This is a genomic window from Pseudomonas sp. RW3S2, from assembly GCF_014268955.1.
GTDB lineage: Bacteria > Pseudomonadota > Gammaproteobacteria > Pseudomonadales > Pseudomonadaceae > Aquipseudomonas > Aquipseudomonas wayambapalatensis.
On record NZ_JABWRM010000007.1, the window covers coordinates 246,474 to 268,108 of the forward strand.

19 protein-coding genes are annotated in these 21,635 nt (G+C 62.9%); 8 read left to right on the plus strand and 11 right to left on the minus strand.

Going from position 1 to position 21,635, the window contains the following annotated elements; translation table 11 throughout:
- Nucleotides 1–15: 15 nt before the first annotated feature.
- A complete protein-coding gene (locus HU748_RS12780) occupies nt 16–504 on the minus strand; it encodes a MarR family transcriptional regulator (RefSeq protein ID WP_186663951.1) in 489 nt (162 codons plus the stop codon).
- 227 nt (nt 505–731) lie between these two features.
- Between HU748_RS12780 and HU748_RS12785 the strand changes: the two genes are divergently transcribed.
- Nucleotides 732–1,730: a FecR family protein gene (locus HU748_RS12785; RefSeq protein WP_186720600.1), complete on the plus strand. Its 999-nt coding sequence runs from the start codon at nt 732–734 to the stop codon at nt 1,728–1,730.
- A gap of 108 nt (nt 1,731–1,838) precedes the next feature.
- Here HU748_RS12785 and HU748_RS12790 read toward each other — a convergent pair whose 3' ends face one another.
- A complete protein-coding gene (locus tag HU748_RS12790) occupies nt 1,839–3,176 on the minus strand; it encodes an OprD family porin (protein ID WP_186720601.1) in 1,338 nt (445 codons plus the stop codon).
- A gap of 224 nt (nt 3,177–3,400) precedes the next feature.
- Here HU748_RS12790 and HU748_RS12795 point away from each other — a divergent pair, with 224 nt between their 5' ends.
- Complete coding sequence (locus tag HU748_RS12795) at nt 3,401–3,724, plus strand: DUF2790 domain-containing protein (protein WP_186720603.1); 324 nt, start codon at nt 3,401–3,403, stop codon at nt 3,722–3,724.
- Nucleotides 3,725–3,739: 15 nt separating this feature from the next.
- On the opposite strand, the gene HU748_RS12800 is transcribed toward HU748_RS12795, so the two are convergent.
- Nucleotides 3,740–4,900 (minus strand): GGDEF domain-containing protein, encoded by a 1,161-nt coding sequence (locus HU748_RS12800; protein ID WP_186720605.1) that lies wholly within the window; start codon nt 4,898–4,900, stop codon nt 3,740–3,742.
- Between the two features lie 81 nt (nt 4,901–4,981).
- The gene (locus tag HU748_RS12805) at nt 4,982–5,866 is read right to left on the minus strand and encodes a LysR substrate-binding domain-containing protein (protein ID WP_186720607.1); all 885 of its coding nucleotides are present in this window, start codon (nt 5,864–5,866) and stop codon (nt 4,982–4,984) included.
- A 103-nt stretch (nt 5,867–5,969) separates the two neighbouring features.
- Here HU748_RS12805 and HU748_RS12810 point away from each other — a divergent pair, with 103 nt between their 5' ends.
- The 3 genes from HU748_RS12810 to HU748_RS12820 all read left to right on the plus strand — a co-directional run bounded on the left by HU748_RS12810 (nt 5,970) and on the right by HU748_RS12820 (nt 8,252).
- Nucleotides 5,970–6,920 carry a DMT family transporter gene (locus HU748_RS12810; RefSeq protein WP_186720609.1) on the plus strand — a complete coding sequence of 317 codons (951 nt, stop codon included), beginning with the start codon at nt 5,970–5,972 and terminating at the stop codon, nt 6,918–6,920.
- A 213-nt stretch (nt 6,921–7,133) separates the two neighbouring features.
- Nucleotides 7,134–7,562 carry an RDD family protein gene (locus HU748_RS12815; protein WP_186720611.1) on the plus strand — a complete coding sequence of 143 codons (429 nt, stop codon included), beginning with the start codon at nt 7,134–7,136 and terminating at the stop codon, nt 7,560–7,562.
- Nucleotides 7,563–7,940: 378 nt separating this feature from the next.
- Nucleotides 7,941–8,252, plus strand: a complete 312-nt coding sequence (locus HU748_RS12820; protein WP_186720612.1) for a hypothetical protein — start codon at nt 7,941–7,943, stop codon at nt 8,250–8,252.
- A 233-nt stretch (nt 8,253–8,485) separates the two neighbouring features.
- On the opposite strand, the gene katG is transcribed toward HU748_RS12820, so the two are convergent.
- Nucleotides 8,486–10,753 carry a catalase/peroxidase HPI gene (gene katG / locus HU748_RS12825; RefSeq protein WP_186720613.1) on the minus strand — a complete coding sequence of 756 codons (2,268 nt, stop codon included), beginning with the start codon at nt 10,751–10,753 and terminating at the stop codon, nt 8,486–8,488.
- A gap of 350 nt (nt 10,754–11,103) precedes the next feature.
- Here katG and HU748_RS12830 point away from each other — a divergent pair, with 350 nt between their 5' ends.
- Nucleotides 11,104–11,733 carry a hypothetical protein gene (locus HU748_RS12830; RefSeq protein ID WP_186720614.1) on the plus strand — a complete coding sequence of 210 codons (630 nt, stop codon included), beginning with the start codon at nt 11,104–11,106 and terminating at the stop codon, nt 11,731–11,733.
- Nucleotides 11,734–11,736: 3 nt separating this feature from the next.
- On the opposite strand, the gene HU748_RS12835 is transcribed toward HU748_RS12830, so the two are convergent.
- From HU748_RS12835 to HU748_RS12850, 4 genes are all read right to left on the minus strand, one after another.
- The gene (locus HU748_RS12835) at nt 11,737–12,615 is read right to left on the minus strand and encodes a DMT family transporter (RefSeq protein WP_186663930.1); all 879 of its coding nucleotides are present in this window, start codon (nt 12,613–12,615) and stop codon (nt 11,737–11,739) included.
- 77 nt (nt 12,616–12,692) lie between these two features.
- Nucleotides 12,693–15,173 carry an EAL domain-containing protein gene (locus tag HU748_RS12840; RefSeq protein ID WP_186663928.1) on the minus strand — a complete coding sequence of 827 codons (2,481 nt, stop codon included), beginning with the start codon at nt 15,171–15,173 and terminating at the stop codon, nt 12,693–12,695.
- Between the two features lie 106 nt (nt 15,174–15,279).
- Nucleotides 15,280–15,783, minus strand: a complete 504-nt coding sequence (locus tag HU748_RS12845; protein ID WP_186720615.1) for a GNAT family N-acetyltransferase — start codon at nt 15,781–15,783, stop codon at nt 15,280–15,282.
- Between the two features lie 119 nt (nt 15,784–15,902).
- On the minus strand, nt 15,903–16,115 hold the full coding sequence (locus HU748_RS12850; protein ID WP_054891554.1) for a PLD nuclease N-terminal domain-containing protein: 213 nt from the start codon (nt 16,113–16,115) through the stop codon (nt 15,903–15,905).
- Nucleotides 16,116–16,284: 169 nt separating this feature from the next.
- Here HU748_RS12850 and HU748_RS12855 point away from each other — a divergent pair, with 169 nt between their 5' ends.
- Nucleotides 16,285–17,292 carry a helix-turn-helix domain-containing protein gene (locus HU748_RS12855; protein WP_186720616.1) on the plus strand — a complete coding sequence of 336 codons (1,008 nt, stop codon included), beginning with the start codon at nt 16,285–16,287 and terminating at the stop codon, nt 17,290–17,292.
- Nucleotides 17,293–17,307: 15 nt separating this feature from the next.
- Here the strand turns inward: HU748_RS12855 and HU748_RS12860 are convergent, their stop codons facing one another.
- Entirely contained in the window at nt 17,308–17,976 is a 669-nt protein-coding gene (locus HU748_RS12860) for a TetR/AcrR family transcriptional regulator (RefSeq protein WP_186663922.1), read from the minus strand.
- Between the two features lie 88 nt (nt 17,977–18,064).
- Entirely contained in the window at nt 18,065–19,960 is a 1,896-nt protein-coding gene (gene quiC, locus HU748_RS12865) for a 3-dehydroshikimate dehydratase QuiC (protein ID WP_186720617.1), read from the minus strand.
- A gap of 279 nt (nt 19,961–20,239) precedes the next feature.
- Here quiC and HU748_RS12870 point away from each other — a divergent pair, with 279 nt between their 5' ends.
- Nucleotides 20,240–21,610, plus strand: coding sequence for an MFS transporter (locus HU748_RS12870; protein WP_186720619.1), 1,371 nt, complete (start codon nt 20,240–20,242; stop codon nt 21,608–21,610).
- Nucleotides 21,611–21,635 lie beyond the last annotated feature (25 nt).

The window sequence follows — 21,635 nt, forward strand, 5'->3', positions numbered from 1 at the left end:
GAGAGTACCTTTGAATCAAGTCGGATCAGGGGTGCGATCGCCGAAACGGGCAATCGTCAACGGGTCGCTGGCGGCCAAGAGAATCTTTGCCAGCAGCGTCTCGAGGGTCTTGAGCTCGCCGGCTTCGAGTGAACCGACCAGCTCGTTCATCGCCATTGCCCCGATCTCCGGCAGGCGGTCAGCCAAGCGTTGACCGTCTTCGGTCAGCACCAGCCGCACCTGGCGACGGTCGTCGGGGCAGCGGTTGCGCAGGATCAGGCCCTTCTGCTCGAGGCGGTCGAGCATGCGCGTCATCGAACCGCTGTCCAGCCCCAGGCAGCGGCACAGCTCGGCCGGGGTATCCACCTGGTACTGGGTCACGATGATCAGCACCTTGAACTGCGCAGCGGTAACGCCATCAGCTTCCAGGTGCCAGTCGAGAATGCGGTCCTTCAATAACGAGGCGCGGCCGAGCAACATGCCAATGGCGCAGGTCTGGAAATTTTCCGGGGTGAAATGGGCCATCGGCATCGCTCAACAAAGATGTTAGAAAATATTACTGCCTAGGCAGTTAATGTCAAAGCTTTTATTAGCAGGCTATCTAAGTCATTGTTCCGCCAGCCCTCTCGGTTGTCTCCATGCGCTTGCGCCGGAAAACCGACGAAAAAAATCGCAACTGATAGTCATTCGCCATTATCTCGGTTCTCGCGGAGCCCTTCTGGAAGGTAGAATGCGCAAAACCGGGAGCCGCAATGAACCAAGACCGCTTCACCCCCCTCGACGACGATGCCATCACCGATGCCGCTGCGCATTGGTGCATGCGCCTGCACGCCGAGGACTGCTCGGCCGACGAGCGTGAGGCGTTTGCTCAGTGGCTGGCCGCCGACACCCGGCATGCCGAGGAATACCAGGCGATGCTGGAGATCTGGCAGACCGCCGACATGCTGCCGCGTGCCGCCAACGTGATCGAACTGCCTGCGGCCAGACCCCGCCAACGCAACTGGCGCCCACTGGCTTCAGCCGCGGTGATCACCATGCTCGCCCTACCCCTGGCCGGCTGGATTGGCTGGGAGCAAGGCTGGCTACCCAATCGCTACCAGCATTTCGACAGCGACCAGCAGGTGCGTACAGTGCAATTGCACGACGGCAGCCAGGTCGAACTCAACCTGAACAGCGAGCTGCGCTACCTCAACTACAAGGACCGGCGCCAGGTCGACCTGATCCAGGGCGAAGCCTTCTTCAAGGTGACCCACGACAGCGAGCACCCCTTCATCGTGCGCGCCGGTCACGGCCAGACGCGGGTCACCGGCACGCAGTTCAACGTGTGGAAGTACGAAGACCAGGTCAAGGTGACGCTGGTCGAAGGCTCAGTGCTGGTTTCCAGCAATGGTGGCGAAGGCGGCTACCGCCTCGGCCCCGGCATGCAGGCCAGCTACCGCATCGGTGACTTCGAGCCGCAACTGGCACAGAGCGACGACTATGCCAACAGCCTGGCCTGGCGCAGCGGTCGCCTGGTACTCGACAACCTCAGCCTCTCCCAGGCATTGCCGGTGATCAACCGCTACCTGGACAAACCCCTGCTGCTGGCCGACAGCAGTGTCGGTAACATTCGCATCAGCGGCATCTACGACACCCGTGAGGTCAGCCGCCTGGTGGACAACCTGCCCAAGGTCCTGCCGATCTACCTGACCCGTAACGACAACGGCAGCACGGTCATCAATCGCATCCTGCCGTCCGCCGACAAAGGGTGATGTGCGCTGCCGAAATGACAGGCGTAAAAAAGGCGCCTCATCGAGGCGCCAAGACATTCACCTGCAACCAAAGGAGCGCAAGGCTTCTGAAGGTGAATGGGCTCAAGCTCAAAGAATCGACAACGGATACTCGACGATCACCCGCACCTCATCCAGGTCGGACTCGAACGCCGTCGCCCGGGTGGTCGCCTGGCGCACGCGCAGCGAGAGATCCTTGGCCACGCCGGTCTGCACCACGTACTTGACCTCGATGTCGCGCTCCCAGCGCTTCTGGTCGGTCAGCGGATCGCCATTGCCGTCGCGACGCATGTAGTAGGCGTTGGCGTTCGAGTAATCCGCATCACTGCCGCGCCCGTAACGGGTCATGAACGACAGCCCGGGAATCCCGTACCCGGCCATGTTCAGGTCATAGCGCAGCATCCATGAGCGCTCCTTGGGCGAGTTGAAATCGCTGTACTGGATGGAGTTGTCGAGAAAGATCGAGTCGGACTGGCGCAGATAATCGAAATCGTCGTCGCCATTGTTGCGTTGGTGGGTCAACGCGAGGGTGTGGGCGCCGTAACGCACACCCACCTTGGCGCTCCAGATGTCGTTGTCGAAGGTGCCCAGGCGTTTGCGCCCTTCGTCCTTGGCGTTGTAGAAGTTGAAGCCACCGATCAGCGCCAGCTCATCGCTCAACGGCCAGGTAACGCTGATACCGGCGTAGTACTGGTTCCACACATCCTTCAGGCGGCTGCCGAACAGGCTGACGCTGACCAGTTCGTTGACGGCATAGTCGCCGCCGCCATAGACGATCCATGGCGAGTCCACGGGCCCACCATAGAAGGTCGCGAAAGACTCGCGCATGTCGCTGGACATCGGCTGGCTCATGGCATGCAGGCGCCCGGCCTGCAAGCTCAGCCCCGCCAGGCTGGTGTTTTCGACGGTCACGCCGCGAAAGCTCTGCGGCAACAGGCGCGAATCCCCTGCCGCGACCACCGGGTTGGCCGGAAACACATCGCCCACCCGCAGCACCGTGTCGAACACCCGCACCTTGGCCGCGCCGCCAAGCTTGCTGTATTCGTCGCGCGCCTGGCCGTCACGATCCACCGGCAGTACATCGAACGAGCTGCGCCCACCGTTGCGTCCACCTCCGCTGTCGAGCTTGAGCCCGAGCATGGCAAAGGCATCGACCCCTACTCCCACGGTTCCCTCGGTGAAGCCGGACTCGAAGCGGGTGATGACGGCATGCGCCCAGGCTTCGGAATAACCATTGTCGGGCGCCTTGGCCCGGTTGTAGGTCGGCGCCACCCCGTCGCGGTTGTCACGGTTGAAGTAGAAGTTGCGGTTCAGCACGCTCAGGCGGCTGCCCTCTATGAACCCTTCCTTCGCAGCGTCCTCGGCCCACGCCGAAGGACCGGCCAGCGCCACCAGCGCGGCCAGGGAAAGTCCTGGTCGGTATCTCATGCGATGCTCCTTCGATAACGGCTGTTGTTCTTGTCAGGCCGTTGCGTAGGTGCGTTCGCGGCCAGCATCGATGCTCGCCGCAGGTGGATAACGGGAAGGTGATCGGCACATTACAATCGCGTCATGCGTGCGGACCTTTCACAACTGTAAGGCTGTCGTCATGCCCCTGTTGGCTGCTGCTCGCTAGCGTGATCCGGAAACCACAGCCCTTCCGGAGACACCCCATGAAACGACTGAGCACAGCGATCGCCCTGCTCCTGCTGGCCTTCGGCGTCCAGGCCACCGGCTTTTCCGCTCAGCGCAGCGAGCAGTTGCTGCAGGCCCACCAGCAAGCCGTGGCCGCCTACGCCATCAAGCGCGACAAACCCATGCCGCAGATCGTCGACTACCGCTACGGCATGCCACTGGATGTGGCGCGCCTGGTGCGCCAGTCGGGCGACCCGCGCACCTGCGAGGTGGTACCGCGCCTGATGACCTTCGAGGACAGCCAGGGCACCTTGCGTACCGTGCGTTATTCGGTGCAGTCCGAATGCATCAACAACAAGTGAAAACCCGACGCAGGCTCAATTGCCCGTCAAGGTCACGTCCACCAGGCGCATGCTGTCGCGTCCACTGCGCTTGGACTGATACAGCGCGGCATCGCTCTGTTCGATCAGCGCCGTGAGGCTGGCCGGCGGATGATCGAACAGGTTGGCACCGATGCTCAAGGTCACCGCCATCGGGGTGACGAAGGATTGTGCGGCGATGTCCTGGAAGCGCTCACGAAGTATCGCGCCCAGCACCTCGACTTCGTCGCGGCGCGCGTTGCCCAGCAGAATGACGAATTCATCGCCACCCAGTCGCGCGGCCAGGGCATTGGCCGGCAGCAGGCCGCGAATGGTTTCGCTCAGCGCCACCAGCAGCCGGTCACCGGCGGTGTGACCGTACAGGTCGTTGACCAGCTTGAAGTTGTCGATATCGATCAACAGCACGGCGCCAGGGCGCTCGTGGCTGGTCGCCCGCAGCAGCGCCGGTGCGCGCACTTCCAGGGCGCGGCGGTTGAACAACGCCGTGAGCGGATCACGCGCGGCCAAAAGCGCGATACGCTCCTCACGACGGTAGCGCTCGGTGCCAGTCATCGACAGGGCGATCAGCATGATCGCCATCGCCCCTTCGATCAGCGAGATCTGGATGATTTCCCCGCGAAAGGCCGCAAGGTCGATCAAGGTTCCCGGAATCACCACGGTCAGGGCCTTGATCACGTAGAACAGCCCGTGGATCAGCATCACGTAGCGCAGTTGCACCGCCCCCACACTCAGCGACACACCGTGCGGACGCAGCAGAAAACTGGCCCGCAGCGACACCAGGGCCACCAGCAGCGAATTGACCACCAGCATGATCTTGGACCACGACGGCCCTTCCGGCAGCAGCAGCAGGCTCACCCACAGCAGCACGACCAGCAGCCAGCCCCGTGACAATCGCACTTCGGTGAATCGGGCAACGCCCAGCAGGAAGCAGAAATGCGCGAACACCAGCAGACCGTTGGCGAACCAGATACCAATCAGCAGGAAGCCGTTCATGCGCAGCAGCGCGAGGGTGGAGCCAACGGTGATGGTGGCGAAACCGGCACTCCAGTAGAGCAACGACGACTCGCGCACACTGCGCCATTCGATCGTCAGGTAAAGCGCCGCCGCTGCCGCGAGGGCAACGGTCAGGGCCAGGAGGGTTGGGGGGTCGAGCGTCATTGACCGGCGTGCCTGTCTTGGAGTGCAAAAGCGGTGATTGTAAGCGCTCCCGGCAGGATTGCAGAGTGCCACCTCATCGGATTACTGCCCGGAAAGGAAGGTGACCAGTTGCCTGGCATGGGAGCTGAGACCTTCCCAACTGCGAAAACAGATGCGCAGCTCAAGGGTGGCCCAACGCTCCTCCAGTGCCACCCGGCGCACTGCGAGCTCCTGCTCGGCACGCACGGCAGCGATCTGCGGGACAATCGCCAGCCCGGCACGCTGGGCGACCAACTGGGCAATGGCCTCGAAACTGGGCGCACGCACGCGGATCTTCAGCGGCATGGCCAGGTTCATCGCCAACTCCTCGACGAATCGCTGCATGGCGCGCTCTGCCGGCAGGCAGACGAAGGCATGATCCAGCGCATCGATCAGCCGCAATTGCTCACGCCCGGCCAGCTCGTGATCGGCGGGCACCAACAGCACCAGGCGCTCGGTGCGAAACGGCAGCGATACCAGGCCATCGTTGACCAGGTTGCCGTCGAACACGCCGATCTCGCACTCCCCGGCCAGCACCACGCGCAGTACATCGACACTCTTGTGCTCGACCAGCAGCAGGTCGACTTCGGGGTAGTCGGCCAGGAAAGGCCCGAGTACCGCTGGCAGCAAGGTGCTGTTGGTGACCGTCGAAGCCGCCAGGCGCAAGTTGATGCGCCGCTGGCCCGCCAGCTCCTTGAGCGTGTCCTGCAGTTTCTGCGCCTCGCCCAGCACCCCACGGGCCGACTCCAGCACCAGCCGCCCGGCAGGGGTCAACTGCATACCGTCGGCCTTGCGGGTGAACAGGGTCAGACCGCTACGCTCCTCGAACAGGCGCAAGCGCGTGCTTGCCGCCGACACCGCCACCGGAAAACCGGCTGCGGCCTTGCTCAGGCTACCGGTCGCAGCGATGGCAGCCAGCAAGCGCAGGTCTTGAAGATCGAAGTGCATGGGGTTTCTCCAAAAGCGAACGCCATGTTCCAGAAAAAGCGATTCTAGCTTTCGGGCCTTCTATCCAGAATAAGCCTCTGACTTATTTTGTTGCGGATTCAGCATGAACAGCCTGCGTACCTCTCTTGAACGACACCTGCAAAACGGCAGCCTCTATGCAGTCCTGGCCGCCCTGGGTTTCAGCTTCAAAGCGATCTTCGTCAAGCTTGCCTACGCTGCGGGGCCTGTGGATGCAGTGACCTTGCTGGCGCTGCGCATGGGCCTGTCGCTGCCGCTGTTCGCCTGGCTGGTGTGGGCCAGCCGTCGCCCGGCGAGCATCCCGCTGACCCTGGGCGACGGGTTTCGCGTGGCAGTGCTCGGCCTGTTAGGCTACTACCTGTCGAGCCTGTTCGATTTCTATGGTTTGCAGTTCATCAGCGCGGGGCTGGAGCGCCTGATCCTGTTCACCTACCCGACCCTGGTGCTGGTATTCCAGGCCATCGCGATGCGTGAGCGCCCTACCCCGCGCACCCTGCTGGCGATGGGCTTGTGCTACCTGGGGCTGGGCATCGCCTTCGTGCACGACCTGGGTGCCGCCGGCGGCGGGCACGCAGTGCTGGTGGGGTCGCTGTGGGTGTTCGCCAGCGCAGTGACCTACGCGCTGTATTACTCCGGTACCGGGATGATGCTCAAGCGCATGGGCTCGATGCGCATGGCCGGGCTGTGTGGTTCGGCATCGTCGCTGATGGTGCTGGCGCACTACTTGCTGGTGGCGGATGTCACCCAGTTGACGCAATTGCCCGCTGCGGTGTGGGCCAATGCGGCGATGATGGCGCTGTTTTCCACGGTATTGCCGATCTACTGGGTAGCCCTGGCGATCCAGCGCCTGGGGCCGACGCACACTGCGGCGGTCGGCAACCTGGGGCCGGTGCTGACCATGCTGGCGTCCTGGGCCATCCTCAGCGAGGCGATCTCGGGGTATCAGATTGCCGGGCTGGTGCTGGTGTTGCTGGGGGTATCGCGGCTCAAGCCGGCCAAACCCAAGGTGGCCGAGGTGCAGAAGGCTGTCGCCTGAGTCGGGTGATGGCGATTGCTTTACCGGCTAGATACAGTAGAGCCCTCAGGGCAAGGGAGCCCGTGAAAAAGCCACACGAACACCAGGAGGATCTCTAAGTGCATAAATCGGCGTCCTGCATTACTTGCGTCACATGCCCATTCCTAGATAAACCAAGCCCGGCCAAGCACTGAGCCCTTCTCGTATGACAAACACCACAGCACGGAGCACCTGATGGAAGTCTCAAGAACGTCCCTTCTAATGAAACGCATAGGGGCGTACATCATCGATTACGGAGCAATCGTCCTGCTCGGCCTCGGGCTTGCTAATCAAGAGACCCTATTGTTCGCAGGGCTTGAACTGGTCTTCGTCCATATATTCCTATATCCCCTGTGCGAGTGGCTTTTCAAAGGTAGAACACCAGGAAAGTACGTCTTTGGACTGACCGTCATCAACGGAGCAGGCGGGCCGCCAACGCTTGTTCAAGCTCTGATCCGAGGGTTCATGAGACACATTGACGTACCTCTGGGGATCATAACGATCTTCATCTATACGCAGTCCGCAAGGTGCCAGCGGGTCGGTGACATGCTCTCTAGAACCTATGTCATACCGTCCAAGGATCTAGCCCAGCTCCGTGCGACGATACAGGCACCAAGCCTCTGAACAACAGGTCACCCCAAGCCCGGCCGAGCGCTGGGCTCCTTTTGCACGCAAGGACCAATGGATGCCAACAACCACTCAGGGACGAGTTGCCCTACTACGCCAGGTTGCTGGTATCAGAAGGATGCCGAAGTAGGAAAGCTCGGACAGGTCGAAAGTGACGATGGAGAGTACGGCCTTCCCATGGATCACTCTGAACTTGAAATTTTGGGGTATTACGAGTATTGGTGGCGGCTTCAAAAAGTAAGGAAGCTCAATTCAATGTCTTGCATGAAATGCCTCTGCCTTGGCGCTCTCGCAGTCGCAACTCTCTCGGGATGCGTTACCGCGCCCACTTGGGTTAACAGGGGCCCAGTGGATCTAGACGCCTGGAACGGTCAGATGAATTGCTATACCGATGCCAATATCATCGACGGCAAACGGGTGGAAGGTACGATCTGCGCCACTGATGAATCTGGTTTCTTCGGAGGCGGCGAGCCGGAGGTCTTTTTCGGGCCTTGGAATCGCAAATTCATGAAAGAGTATGCGAGCGCAACAACTTCTGGTGTAGCTAAGGACTGGGAGGGCAAAAAGGTGCTCTTGCAATGCGCCCCCACGCTCGCGAATGATAACAAAACAGTTACGAAGCGCTTTTGCAAAGTTACAGTTAACGATCAGTTGCTGGTTAGCGCGACCGTCAAGTACGTGCAGTAAAAACTAGGCCTCTCGGGCCTGACCACACTCAGCCCGGCCGGAGAGGCTCGCTTGATCGCCTCCCAGTCGGGTTGCTTCGTAGTCATTGGAACATCCTGAACCTCGAAATCGTGGCCGGTAACCGGTATTGGTAAGGATGCTAGGTTGATGGTCGCTGAATGCCCTCCGCTGATGTGGGAGCCGGAGGGCGCGCAGAAGCACTTTGTGCGAGTAATGCCAGCGTTATGGCAACATCACCTCTGGACCCCGCGATCTAAATCGAACCGGTCCAGCTCCATCACCTTCACCCAGGCCGCCACGAAGTCCTTGACGAATTTCTCCTCGGCATCGCTGCTGCCGTACACCTCGCTCAACGCCCGCAACTGGGCGTGAGAACCAAACACCAGGTCGACCCGGGTGCCAGTCCATTTCACCTGCCCGGTCTTGCGATCACGGCCTTCGAAGGTCTCGTTGTCGGCCGAGGTCGGCTTCCATTCCACGCCCATATCCAGCAGGTTGCGGAAGAAATCGTTGCTCAAGGTGCCAGGCTTGTCGGTGAACACCCCATGCTGGCTGCCGCCATGGTTGGCGCCCAACACCCGCAGGCCGCCGACCAGCACGGTCAGTTCCGGCGCGGTGAGGGTCAGCAACTGGGCCTTGTCCAGCAGCAGCTTCTCGGCCTTGACGCTGTACCTGGCCTTGGTGAAGTTGCGCAGGCCGTCGGCCAGCGGCTCCAGCACGGCGAACGACTCGATATCCGTCTGCGCCTGGGAGGCGTCGGTACGACCCGGCCGGAACGGCACGCTGACCGTGTGCCCAGCGTCCTTGGCAGCCTTCTCGACCGCAGCGGAGCCAGCCAGCACGATCAGGTCGGCCAGCGAAATCTTCTTGCCGCCGCTGTTGAACTCGCCCTGGATGTTCTCCAGCGCCTTGAGCACCTTGTCCAACTGCTGAGGCTGGTTGGCGGCCCAGGAACGCTGAGGCTCCAGGCGCAGACGCCCGCCGTTGGCGCCCCCGCGCTTGTCCGAGCCACGGAAGGTCGAGGCTGCCGCCCAGGCGGTGGACACCAGTTCGGCAACGCTCAGACCCGAGGCCAGCACCTTGGCCTTGAGCGCCGCGATGTCCTGCTCGCCGACCAGCGGGTGATCGACCTTGGGGATCGGGTCCTGCCAGAGCAGTTCTTCCTGTGGGTTTTCCGGGCCCAGATAACGGGCCAGCGGCCCCATGTCACGGTGGATCAGCTTGTACCAGGCACGGGCGAAGGCGTCGGCCAGTTGCTCGGGATGCTCCTTGAAACGCCGGGCGATCGGCTCGTAGATCGGGTCGAAGCGCAAGGCCAGGTCGGAGGTGAGCATCATCGGTGAATGGCGCTTGGTCGGGTCGTGGGCATCGGGCACGCTGTTGGCACCCTCGCCGTCCTTGGGACGCCATTGGTGGGCGCCCGCCGGGCTCTTGGTCAGTTCCCACTCGAAGTTGAACAGGTTGTTCAGGTATTCGTTGCTCCAGCGGGTCGGGGTCGAGGTCCAGGTCACTTCCAGGCCGCTGGTGATGGTATCGCCACCCTTGCCGCTGCCGAGCTTGTTGGCCCAGCCCAGCCCTTGCAGCTCGAGCCCGGCGGCTTCAGGTTCGGGGCCGACGTTGTCCGCAGGGCCTGCACCGTGGGTCTTGCCGAAGGCGTGGCCGCCGGCAATCAGGGCCACGGTCTCTTCATCATTCATCGCCATGCGGCCGAAGGTCTCGCGAATATCCTTGCCCGAAGCGACCGGGTCAGGATTGCCCTCCGGGCCTTCGGGGTTCACGTAGATCAGGCCCATCTGCACGGCAGCCAGCGGGTTCTCCAGATTGCGTCCCGCAGGCTCGGTGCGGCTTTGCTCCTGCGCATGCTTGCCAGGCTCGGCCACCAGATCACCCTTGCCAGGTGGCTGGGCCTTGCCGTAGCGGGTGTCGCCACCCAGCCAGACCTTCTCCGAGCCCCAGTACACATCTTCGTCCGGCTCCCAGACATCGGCGCGACCACCGGAGAAGCCGAAGGTCTTGAAGCCCATCGACTCCAACGCAACGTTGCCGGTGAGCACGATCAGGTCGGCCCAGGAAATCTTGTTGCCGTATTTCTGCTTGATCGGCCACAGCAGCCGCCGGGCCTTATCCAGGCTGACGTTGTCCGGCCAGCTGTTGAGCGGGGCGAAGCGCTGCTGGCCGGAGCCCGCGCCACCACGGCCGTCGGCGATGCGATAGGTGCCTGCGCTGTGCCAGGCCATGCGGATGAACAACGGTCCATAGTGGCCGAAGTCCGCAGGCCACCAATCCTGGGAGTCGGTCATCAGCGCTGTGAGGTCTTTTTTCAGGGCTTGGAAATCAAGGCTCTTGAACGCCTTGGCATAGTCGAATGCCGGGTCCATCGGATCGGACTGGCTGCCATGCTGGTGGAGAATCCTGAGGTTGAGCTGGTCGGGCCACCAGTCACGGTTGGTGGTGCCGCCGCCTGCGGTTTGATGGAACGGGCATTTCGATTCGTTCGACATCTGCGGGTACCTTATGGGTCGGTTGTCCAGATTTCCGGTCTATGCCAGGTGTTCTGCAGCCCGAGCCGCAAGGCTCGGGCCTTCTCTTCATCAGGTGGTGGTCGGTCTTTTGCCGACGCGGGGCCGCGGCGCTGCACGCGCAAATCGGGAGGCCACGGGAAAGACTAGCCCAGCATGGGCAGAGGTCTAATAGAGCGACTATTGAAAGGCGATAGGCTGGGTCTGTCAGGCCGGGCTTTGGCAGCGCCGCCCATCGACATCGTCGATAGCGACCATGAATATCTTCAAGTTCCACCGCGAGAACCGGAGGCGGAAGATGGCTTCATTGAACCTTCGATGAGGCAACGATCATGGCATCGATCAGCAAAGGCGGCATGCTTGCCGCGATCCTGGCCCTGCTGGCCGCCCTGGGTGGCTGTGCCGCCTCGGCCACCTCGCAGGTGGCGCAACCCTACGGCCACTTCTATTCGGCCACCGAGCTGTCCAGCGTGTCGCTGACACCGGGCCAGCATGTCGCCGTGCTGTTGGGCCGCAATGCCTGCGCCACCCTGGACTACCTGCAGCGCCATCGCGAAGCCCCGCCTTCAGTGCCTGGCGCCTCGCGTGCCGTGCAAGTGGCCACGCTCAACGGTGGCAGCCAGGCCTACAGCTGGCTGGCCCAGTCGCTGGCACAGACCTTCGCCGAGGTCACCTTCTACGACGATCTGGATACCCTGCTCGCCGACCACCCCGACGTGATCGTGCTGCTCGATGCCCAGAGCCGCCTCGCCAGCGCCACCAGCCCAGACATCGAAACCCAGGTGGTCGCACGCTTCTACGATGACCAACTGACCTACATCGGCCGCGCCGAAGGTCAGGCCCGTGAAGCGTTGCCCAGTGACATGACGAATCTTGCCCACCAGTTGCAGGTCGAGCAGAACGTGCAGGCCGATGCCCTGCGCAGCTTCGACGCCTCGCTCAAGGCGATGGTCAACGGCTGACGGTCACTTGCGCCGCTGCATCCAGGCGGCGCCAAGGCCGCTCAAGCAGATGATGGCGATGCCCACGATGCTGGTGGTGTCCGGCACCTGGCCGAACACCACCAGGCCCAGCACCCCCGCAAAGACGATCTGGCAGTAACTGAACGGCGCCAGCAGCGCCGGCGCTGCGTGGCGGAAGGCCTTGGTCAGCAGCAGGTGAGCAGTCATGCCGCAACCGCCGAGCGCGAGCATCAGCAGCACGTGCTGCCATTGCGGCGTCTGCCAGAAGAACGGCACCAGCACACTCATGATCAGGGTGTTGCACAGCCCTGCGTAGAAATTGCTGGTGGTTGGGCTGTCGTGGGCGGCCAGAATCCGCGTCAGCAGCTGATAGAAGCAGAAGCCCAGGGCAGAACCGAAGGGAAACAGGATCGCCGGGGTGAACATCGCCCCGCCCGGATGCACCACCACCAGCACCCCGATGAAGCCCATCACCACCGCCAGCCACTGGCCCGGCGTGACCCGCTCCTTGAGCAGCGGAGCCGACAGCGCAGTGACCAGCACCGGGGCGAGAAAGTTGACCGACGTGGCCTCGGCCAGCGGCAAGTACTGAAGCCCCGCCGTGAACAGCAGGCTGGTGCTGAGCAGGCTCAAGGCACGCAAGGTCTGCAGCAACGGGCGTCGGGTGCGCAGCACGCTCAGCCCAGCCTGGGGCATGAAGATGCCGGCCATCAGCAGCGTATGCACCACATAGCGGGCCCAGACCACCATGATCACCGGGTAGATCCCACCGAGGAACTTCGACAGCCCGTCGTGGCTGGCGAACAGGAACGTCGCGGCCACCACCAGGGCGATGCCGCGCAAGGGGTGGTTGACGCCGGACAGCGGGGTACGGGTGGTCATGCGGATCTCTGGGTGAGGCGAACCCTGCGAGTTTAGAAGAGATGGGGCGTCGGGTGGCAAGTGTTTTTGCCAGCCCGTCAATCCCTGACAATCTGCTTCAAGCGCTCGCTGGCCGGTGCCGGTCGTCCATAGAAGTAGCCCTGGAAGTGCGAACACCCTTCTGCGGCCAGACGCTCCATCTGCTCGACCGACTCCACGCCCTCGGCCGTGGTCTTGATCATCAGGCTGTTGGACAGCTCGGTAATCGCGCGGATGATCGACATCGCCTCGCGGCTGTCGCACATGTCGTGGACGAAAGACTTGTCGATCTTGATCCGGTCGAACGGGAACGAGCGCAGGTAACCCAGCGACGAATAACCTGTGCCGAAATCATCCAGCGAGATCGACACGCCCAGGTCTTTCAGCTCCCGCAGGATGCGCACGTTCTCCTCGCTGTTGCCCAGCAGCACCGACTCGGTGATCTCCAGCTCCAGGCGCTGCGGGTCAAGCCCTGAGTCCGACAGTGCCAGGGAAACGGTATGCACCAGCCCGGTATTCTTGAACTGCACCGGCGACAGGTTGACCGACACCACCTCCTGCCCTTCCCAGGTTGCCGCCTCCTGGCAGGCGAGGTTCAGCACGCGGGCACCAATCTCGTGGATCAGCCCGGTTTCCTCGGCGATGGGGATGAAGTCCATGGGCATGATCATGCCACGACTGGGGTGTTCCCAGCGCAGCAGCGCCTCGTAGCCGGTGACGCTGTTGCTCTGCTGGTCCACCACCGGCTGGTAGTGCAATTGCAGTTGCCCCAGGTGCAGGGCCGTGCGCAGGTCGGTCTCCACCAGGCGGCGCTGGCGTGCGGCAACGTCAAGTTCGACATGGAAGCATTCGTAGCGGTTGCGGCCATTGCGCTTGGCTTCGTACAGGGCCATGTCGGCGTAACCCAGCAGCAGCTCGGCGTTGTCCTGGTCCTCAGGCGCAAAGGCAATGCCGATGCTTACGCCGACAGTGAACTGGTGCCCTTCGATCTGGAATGGCGGGCAGATCGCATCGATCAGGCGCCGGGCGGTATTGCAGGCCGCCTCGCGGTTGTCCAGCCCGGCTAGAACCACGGCGAACTCATCGCCGCCTAGCCGGGCCAGGGTGTCGTGCTCGCGCAGCTCTCGACGCAGGCGCTTGCCCAGGGCACGCAGCAGTTTATCGCCGAAGGCATGGCCGAGGGAGTCGTTGATGTTCTTGAAGTTGTCCAGGTCCAGGCACAAGGTGGCGGTCAGCTTGCCACTGTCCTCTCCGCGCGCCAGCGCCTGCTTGAGACGCTCGTGGAACAGCGTGCGATTGGGCAGGCCGGTCAGTGCATCGTGATGGGCCATGTGGTGGATCTGCGCGTGGGCTGCCAGCTCCTCAGTGGCGTCCTCGGCGATGAACAGCACGTAATCGGCCTGGTTGTCGCGGTTCTGGCTGAGCAGCGCGCGGCTGCGCAAGGTGCGGGCACCTGCGAGGGTTTCGACACGGGTTTCAGCGGCGTAGCCCTTGGCACTGCGTGCGCCGCGCGCCAACTGCTGCTCGAGAAACTCGGCGGCAGCCGGCACCACGCACTCGGCGGGCAGCGTACCGATCAGGCTCGCCCCCTGGCCACCAAACAAACGCTCGGCCTGCTGGTTGGCCAACAGGATGCGCTGGCTGGCCAGGTCCTGGACGATGACACAGGCCGGAATATTGGCGATCACCGAATCGAGAAACTGCGACAGGGTGCTCATCTCCTGGCTGTACTGCTCGGCCAGTTCCTTGGCCTGCAGAAGCTCCAGCTCGTAGCGGCGACGCTCGGAGATGTCACGGGTCACCTTGGCGAAACCGATCAGTTGGCCGCTGTCCTCGTCATGGATGGCCTCGATCACCACGCTGGTCCAGAAATGCGAGCCGTCCTTGCGCTGACGGACACCTTCGGCCTGGAAGCGCCCTTCCCGCCGTGCCGTCTCCAGCCCATGCTCGGGCAGGCCGCGGACGCGGTCTTCGTGGGTGTAGAACACCGAGAAATGCTGGCCGACGATCTCATCGGCCCTGTAGCCCTTGGCTCGCTCGGCACCGGCGTTCCAGTTGATCACATGACCGGCGCTGTCGAGCATGTAGATGGCATAGTCACGCACGCCCTGCACCAGCAGGCGGAAATGTCGCTCCTGCTCGCGTTGGGCCATCTGTGCATGGTACTGCTCGGTGCAGTCACGGGTGATCTTGGCGAATCCTACCAGTTGCCCGTCGTCGTCATGCACCGCCTCGATCACCACATGGGCGCGCAGCAGGCTGCCATCCTTGCGCAGGCGCCAGCCATGCTCCTCGAAACGACCGCTGCGGCGTGCCTGCTCGAGGTTGGCTTGCGGCAGTCCGGCAGCGCGGTCCGCCTCGCTGTAGAACAGCGAGTAGTGCTGCCCGACGATCTCGCTGGCCTCATAGCCCTTGGCGCGCTGCGCCCCCGGGTTCCAGTTGGCGACAATCCCCTCCGGGGTCAGCAGGTAGATGGCATAGTCCACCACACTCTGGATCAACAACCGGTACATGACGTCGGGGCTCGCGACTAGCGACATGGCATTCTTCCTGAACCTGCGGGGCCGTTTTTCAAGATACTGGCATTATGCCGCTGAGCGACAGGATTTTGTGAAGTGGTTCACAAAAATTCGCGCGTGCGGCACTTCAGTGGCGCACCGCCATGACGCGCCAGGAATGCAGTTGCGGATCATCTTCCAGCGCGATCACCTGCACGGCGCGCGGCAACTCGGCAACGATGCGGGTGCAAAAAGCCATGGACACTTCATCCTGCCGAAAGCAGCGCAGCAGCCAGTCGTGGGCGCCACTGCAAAGCACCTGGGACGCTACCGCCCGGCCGATGCCCTGGCGACGGTAGCGCTTGAGGATGAACAGGTCGGCCAGTTCCAGGGCCTCGACGCCTGGCAGCTCGCTGCGCTCGACCAGCACGAAACCGGCGATGAAACCGTCGACCAGCACCAGGCTGGCGCACCACCCGGGCGATTGCCAGTAGCGCGCCATATGCGCCTCATGCAGGTAGAAACGCCCGTCCGCCTCGACGTCCTCCTGCTCCCAGTCGGAGGACTCGTAGGCATAGAACTGGTACAGATTGCGGATGACGTCGGCGTGTTCAGCGCCGGTTGGGAACAGCTCGAGTGTCGGCGCTGACATGGGGCGGACTCGCTGAAGGCAGGAGCGCCAATTCTACCCGCCCAGACAGGTTTTTCCAGGGATCGGCACCTCGATCCAAGTCCGTGGCGCCTGTCCTTGCGACAGGCGCCAGGCAAGGCTCATTTCTCTTCCAGCACGGCCCTGCCCTTCACTGCCCGCGGCCCGCGCCAGGCCCAGAACAACAGGCCGGGGAACGGCGCCCAAACCACGAACACGACCCACAACATCTTGCGCTCGGCACGGCGCTCGCTGCCGATGATGTGCCATATCGCCCAGATCTGCAGAAGAATCACCAGCACTGCGACGAGGATCCAGACCGTTCCGATTTCCATGAGCGTTCTCCTGTGAGCATGTACTGCATTTGTTCACGCCAGGCGCCAAGGGTTCATTCCAATCCGCCTACCGCCAGTGCCAGGGCTCGCGGCATTATCCGGCCAGTGATTGTCTTTCCCCGCAACTCCCAGCACACTTCCTGCGCCCTCGAAGGAAACGGAGTCCGCTGTGCCCACGCCTCGCCAGTTCAGCAAGAAGACTAGCACCAGTAACATGTTGCGGCTCAAATCCGGCGCCAGCGACGAACAGGTGCCGTACCGCGTCGACTTCGTTCTGCTCGAGCATTTTTCCATGGCCAGTTTCACCGTGGCGATGGACGTGCTGGTCACCGCCAACCTGCTGCGAGCCGAGAGTTTCCGCTTCACTCCGCTGTCACTCGAAGGTGACCGGGTGCTCAGTGACCTGGGCCTGGAACTGGTGGCCAGCGAGCTGGACCCGCGCAAGCTCAAGGAGCCCGACCTCCTGGTCATCTGCGCCGGCCTGCGCACCCCGCTCAAATATCCCGAACTCGACCGCCTGCTGGGCGACTGCGCGGCCCACGGCATGGCCCTGGGGGGCTTGTGGAGCGGTGCATGGTTCCTCGGCCGCGCCGGGGTGCTGGGCGACTACGGTTGCAGCATCCACCCCGAACAGCGCGCCAGCCTCGCCGAACGCAGCCCGCAGACGCGCATCACGCCGGCCAGCTTCACCCTCGATCGCGATCGCCTGACCGCCGCCAGCCCCAATGGCGCCATGGAACTGATGCTGGGCCTGGTACGCCGGCTGTATGGCGATGCCTTGGCCGAAGGTGTCGAAGAGATCCTGTCGTTCTCAGGTGCCCGTTATCGCCAGGTCGGGCCCGGGGCGAAGAAGTCCATGAGCCTGCAACTGCGCACCATTGTCGAGCTGATGGAAAACAACCTGGAGGAGACCCTCAGCCTCGATCAGCTGGCCGCCTACAGCGGCCGCTCGCGTCGGCAGATCGACCGCTTGTTCCAGGCCCAGCTCGGCACCTCGCCGCGGCGCTACTACATGGAGCTGCGCATCACCAAGAGCCGGCGGCTGCTGCAGTACTCGGACCTGTCGGTAATGGAAGTGGCGGTGGCGTGCGGGTTCGTTTCGGTGTCGCACTTCAGCAAGTGCTACGCAGCGTATTTCGGCTACCCGCCCTCACGCGAGCAGCGGCTCGGCGAGTGATGCGGCGCCTGGCGATCAGGCGCGGATGTAGCTGAGCACGGCCTCGCAGATCATCTGCTTGTGCCGCAGCTTGATCGCCTCGTCCGCCAGGTCGATCTGGAAGATTTCGCCGAAGGTGTGCCGGTTCGAGACCCGATAGAAGCAGAACGAACTCATCAGCATATGCAGGTCGATGACCTCGATGCCCGCACGGAACATGCCTTCCTCGACCCCGCGCTGCAGGGTGCGCGCCAGTGACTCGAGCACCAGGCTGCTCATTTCGCGGATCACCGGCGCCTGCTTGACGAACTCACCGTAATGGATGTTTTCGGTACAGACGATGCGTACGAAGTCGACATTGTGGTCGTGGTGATCGAAAGTGAACTCCACCAGCCGGCGGATCGCCTGCTCGACCGGCAACGACTCCAGGTCCAGGCTGTGCTCGGTCTTGCGGATGTCGCCATAGAGCTTGACCAGGCATTCCAGGTACAGCTGTTCCTTGCTGCCGAAGTAGTAGTAGATCATGCGCTTGGAGGTGGCGGTGCGTTCGGCGATCGCATCGACCCGCGCGCCAGCCAGGCCTTGCTGGACGAATTCGTGGATCGCAGCCTGGAGGATGTCCTCGCGGGTTTTCTCCGGGTTGTTCTTGCGCGACTTGCGCGCCCCGGCCTCGGACTGACCGAGGCTGACTTGCGGATCACTCATACCGACTCACAGGCTGTTGTTTGGAATGTGCGGGGATTATCCGTGAGCCGGGCGGTGCAGGGAAGCGCAAGGGTGGATGTGGAACGTGCTAGCTGCCCGGGCTCGCGCGCAGCTTGGCCATCGCCGCCAGGCGCACGGCCACGTTCGCCGCGCCATACCCCGCGTAGTCCCCCTTGCGCTGGAGGATCTCGAAGAAGAAACGCCCCTCGAACGGCTCGGTGTACACATGGAACAGCTCGCCGCCCTGCGCATCGCGGTCGTACAGCACGTTGTAGTACGCAAGCTCGCTGAGGAACTCATCGTCGAACTCGAAGCGTGCCGCCAGATCGTCGTAGTAGTTCAACGGGATCTCCAGCAACGGCACGCCAGCCTCCTTGGCCCGCGTGACCTCGGCAAAGATGTCGGCACAGTCGAAGGCGATATGGTGCACGCCCGAACCACGGTAGCTCGACAGGGCGTGGGCGATGGCAGTGTTGCGGTTCTCGGAGATGTTCAGCGGCAGGCGCAACGTTGCGCACGGACTGCGCAGGGCGCGGCTCTTGACCAGGCCATAAGGGTCAGGCAGCACCACTTCGTCGTCGGCGGTGAAGTCGAACAGGCTCTTGTAGAACAGCACCCAACTGTCCAGACCCTCGGCCGGCAAGGCCAAGGCCATGTGGTCGATGCGCTGCAGCCCGCCATCGGTAGAAGCCGACGGATCAAGGCAGAAGTCGCTGTCGTAGATGCTCTGCCCTGCCCCGGCCCGCTCCACCAGGTAGATCAGGCTGCCATCCGGCGCGCGCACCGCCGGGACTTCCCGCTCGTTGGGGCCGACCAGACCACGGAATGGCTGACCGCGATAGGCCACGGCCCGTTGCAGCGCGGCCTGGGCGTCATCCACACGCAAGGCTGCAGCGCACAGCGATGGACCATGGGCCTCGAAGAAGTTGTGGGCAAAGGAATAGGGTTCGGCGTTGAGCACGATATTGATATCTCCCTGGCGCAGCAGCCTGACCGCCTTGCTGCGGTGCCGCCCAGCCTCGGCGAACCCCAGGCGCTTCAACCACCCACCCAGCCGCGCACCGACCGCGTCATCCACGGCGAACTCGACGAACTCCACCCCGTCATAGCGGCTCGCCGCAGGCGGTGTGAACAGCACGCCGGGTTCCACCGCGACCGACTGCTCGGCCAGGCGCACACGGGCCTTTTCCTCCAGGTACAGCAACGAGCGCAGGCCATCGGCGGCATTCTGACGCGAAGGCGCGGCGCGAAAACCATCGTTGAAGACTTCCAGCGACAGTGGGCCGCGATACCCACTGGCGATGATCGGCGCCAGGAAACCTGCGAGGTCCATCTCACCCTGGCCGGGGAAGCAGCGAAAATGCCGGCTCCACTCCAGCACATCCATGGCCAGGATCGGCGCATCGGCCATCTGCACGAAGAAAATCTTCTCGCCGGGAATATCGCGGATCCCACGGGGATCCCCCTTGAGCGAAAGCGTGTGGAAGCTGTCGAGAATCACCCCCAGCGCCGGATGATCAGCCTCACGCACCAGGTGCCACACCTGCTGCCAAGTGTTGACGTGACGCCCCCAGGCCAACGCTTCGTAACCGATGCGCAGGCCTCGGTCACCGGCATGCTTGGCCAACAGGCGCAGGTCATCGACCAGCAGTTGCTCATCGCCCAGCGCATCGGGCTGCACATTGCTGCACACCAGCACCAGGTCGGTGCCCAGCTCTTGCATCAGGTCGAACTTGCGCGCCGCGCGATCGAGGTTCTTGTGCAGACGATCACGGCGGCAGCCCTCGAAGTCGCGAAACGGCTGGAACAACGTGATGGCCAGCCCCAGGTCCGCACACCGCTGACGAATCTCACGCGGGGCGCCGGCGTAATGGAGCAGGTCGTTCTCGAAGATCTCGACGCCATCAAAGCCTGCGGCGGCGATGGCCTCGAGCTTTTCGGGCAGGGTACCGCTGAGTGAGACGGTGGCGATCGAACGCTGCATGTGGAGTTCCTTGTTGTTTGTACAGGGGCAGGTTCGTCTGACCTGTGAACCTGCTTGTTCTCGACGATGGCAGGATCGATTATTCGCAGGTAAAGTCGTGGCGGCAATGCACTTTGTACGAAATGGTTAGTTTGTGTTCGATAACCGAACAGAAGCCAGCAAGACGAATTGATTCAGCGCAGATCCCTGGACGACCATGGATTCAGTCGCCGCCATCCGGGCTCATGCCTGCCCGAGTGCGACCGCCATCCGACAACCAACAAGAACAACGGAGACACCATGGCCCACTCTTCACAGGCCAAGAAAGCCACCGCCAGCGGGTGGATCGGCTCGGCCCTCGAGTACTACGACTTCTTCATCTATGCCCAGGCGGCAGCGCTGATCTTCCCGCAGATCTTCTTCCCGTCCAGCGACCCGAAGATGGCCATCATCGCCTCCCTGGCCACCTATGGCGTCGGCTACCTGGCCCGTCCGGTCGGCGCCTTCGTGCTCGGTCATTGGGGCGACACGCGAGGACGCAAGAACGTGCTGCTGCTGTGCATGTTCCTGATGGGCATCTCGACCATGGCGGTAGGCCTGCTGCCCACCTACCACGACATCGGCCTCCTCGCCCCTGCCTTGCTGGTGGTCCTGCGCCTGGTCCAAGGCTTCGCCGTGGCCGGAGAGATCTCCGGCGCCAGTTCCATGATCATGGAGCACGCGCCCTTCGGGCGTCGCGGCTACTACGCCAGCTACACACTGCAAGGCGTGCAGGCCGGCCAGGTGATGGCCGCCGCGGTGTTCCTGCCACTGGCCTACTTCATGCCCAGCGAAGCGTTCAACGAATGGGGCTGGCGTATTCCGTTCCTGATGAGCGCGGTGGTGCTGATCGCAGGCTTCATCATCCGCAAGGAGGTGCATGAAACCCCGGCATTCGTTCAGGAAGAAAAACAGGACAAGGTGGCCAAGTCGCCGATCGGCGAAGCGTTCCGCCACAGCTGGAAACACATGGTGCTGGTGATGTTCATGGCACTGATGAACGTGATCCCGGTGGTCGCCACCATCTTCGGCGCGGCCTATGCGGTACAGCCGGCCTACGGCATCGGCTTCGACAAGAGCGTGTACCTGTGGATCCCGGTGGTGGGCAATATCGTCGCGGTGCTGGTGATTCCGTTCGTGGGCAACCTGTCGGACCGCATCGGCCGACGTCCGACCATGATTGCCGGGTGCCTGGGATCGGGTCTGCTGGCGTTCGTCTACCTGTATGCGATCAGCATCCAGAACGTGCCACTTGCCTTCGTCGGCTCGATCCTGATGTGGGGCATGGTCTACCAGGGCTACAACGCCGTGTTCCCAAGCTTCTACCCGGAGCTGTTCCAGACCCGCTACCGGGTGTCGGCCATGGCCATCGCACAGAACATCGGCACCATGCTCACTGCGATGCTGCCGGCGCTGTTCGCGGCCGTCGCCCCACCTGGCTCGGAGCATATCTGGCTGGTGGTCGGTGCCCTGGCCTTCGCCATCACCTGCGTGTGCGCACTGGCAGCCTATGTGGCGCCTGAAACCTACCGGCTGGCCATGGAAGACCTGGGTAACCCGCAGGCCAAACCGCTGGAAAAGGACGCCTATGAAGCCAGCCGCAAAAGCAGCTTCGAGGTGGTGAGCCAGTAAGGCAGTCGGGGGGGGGGGGGGGGGG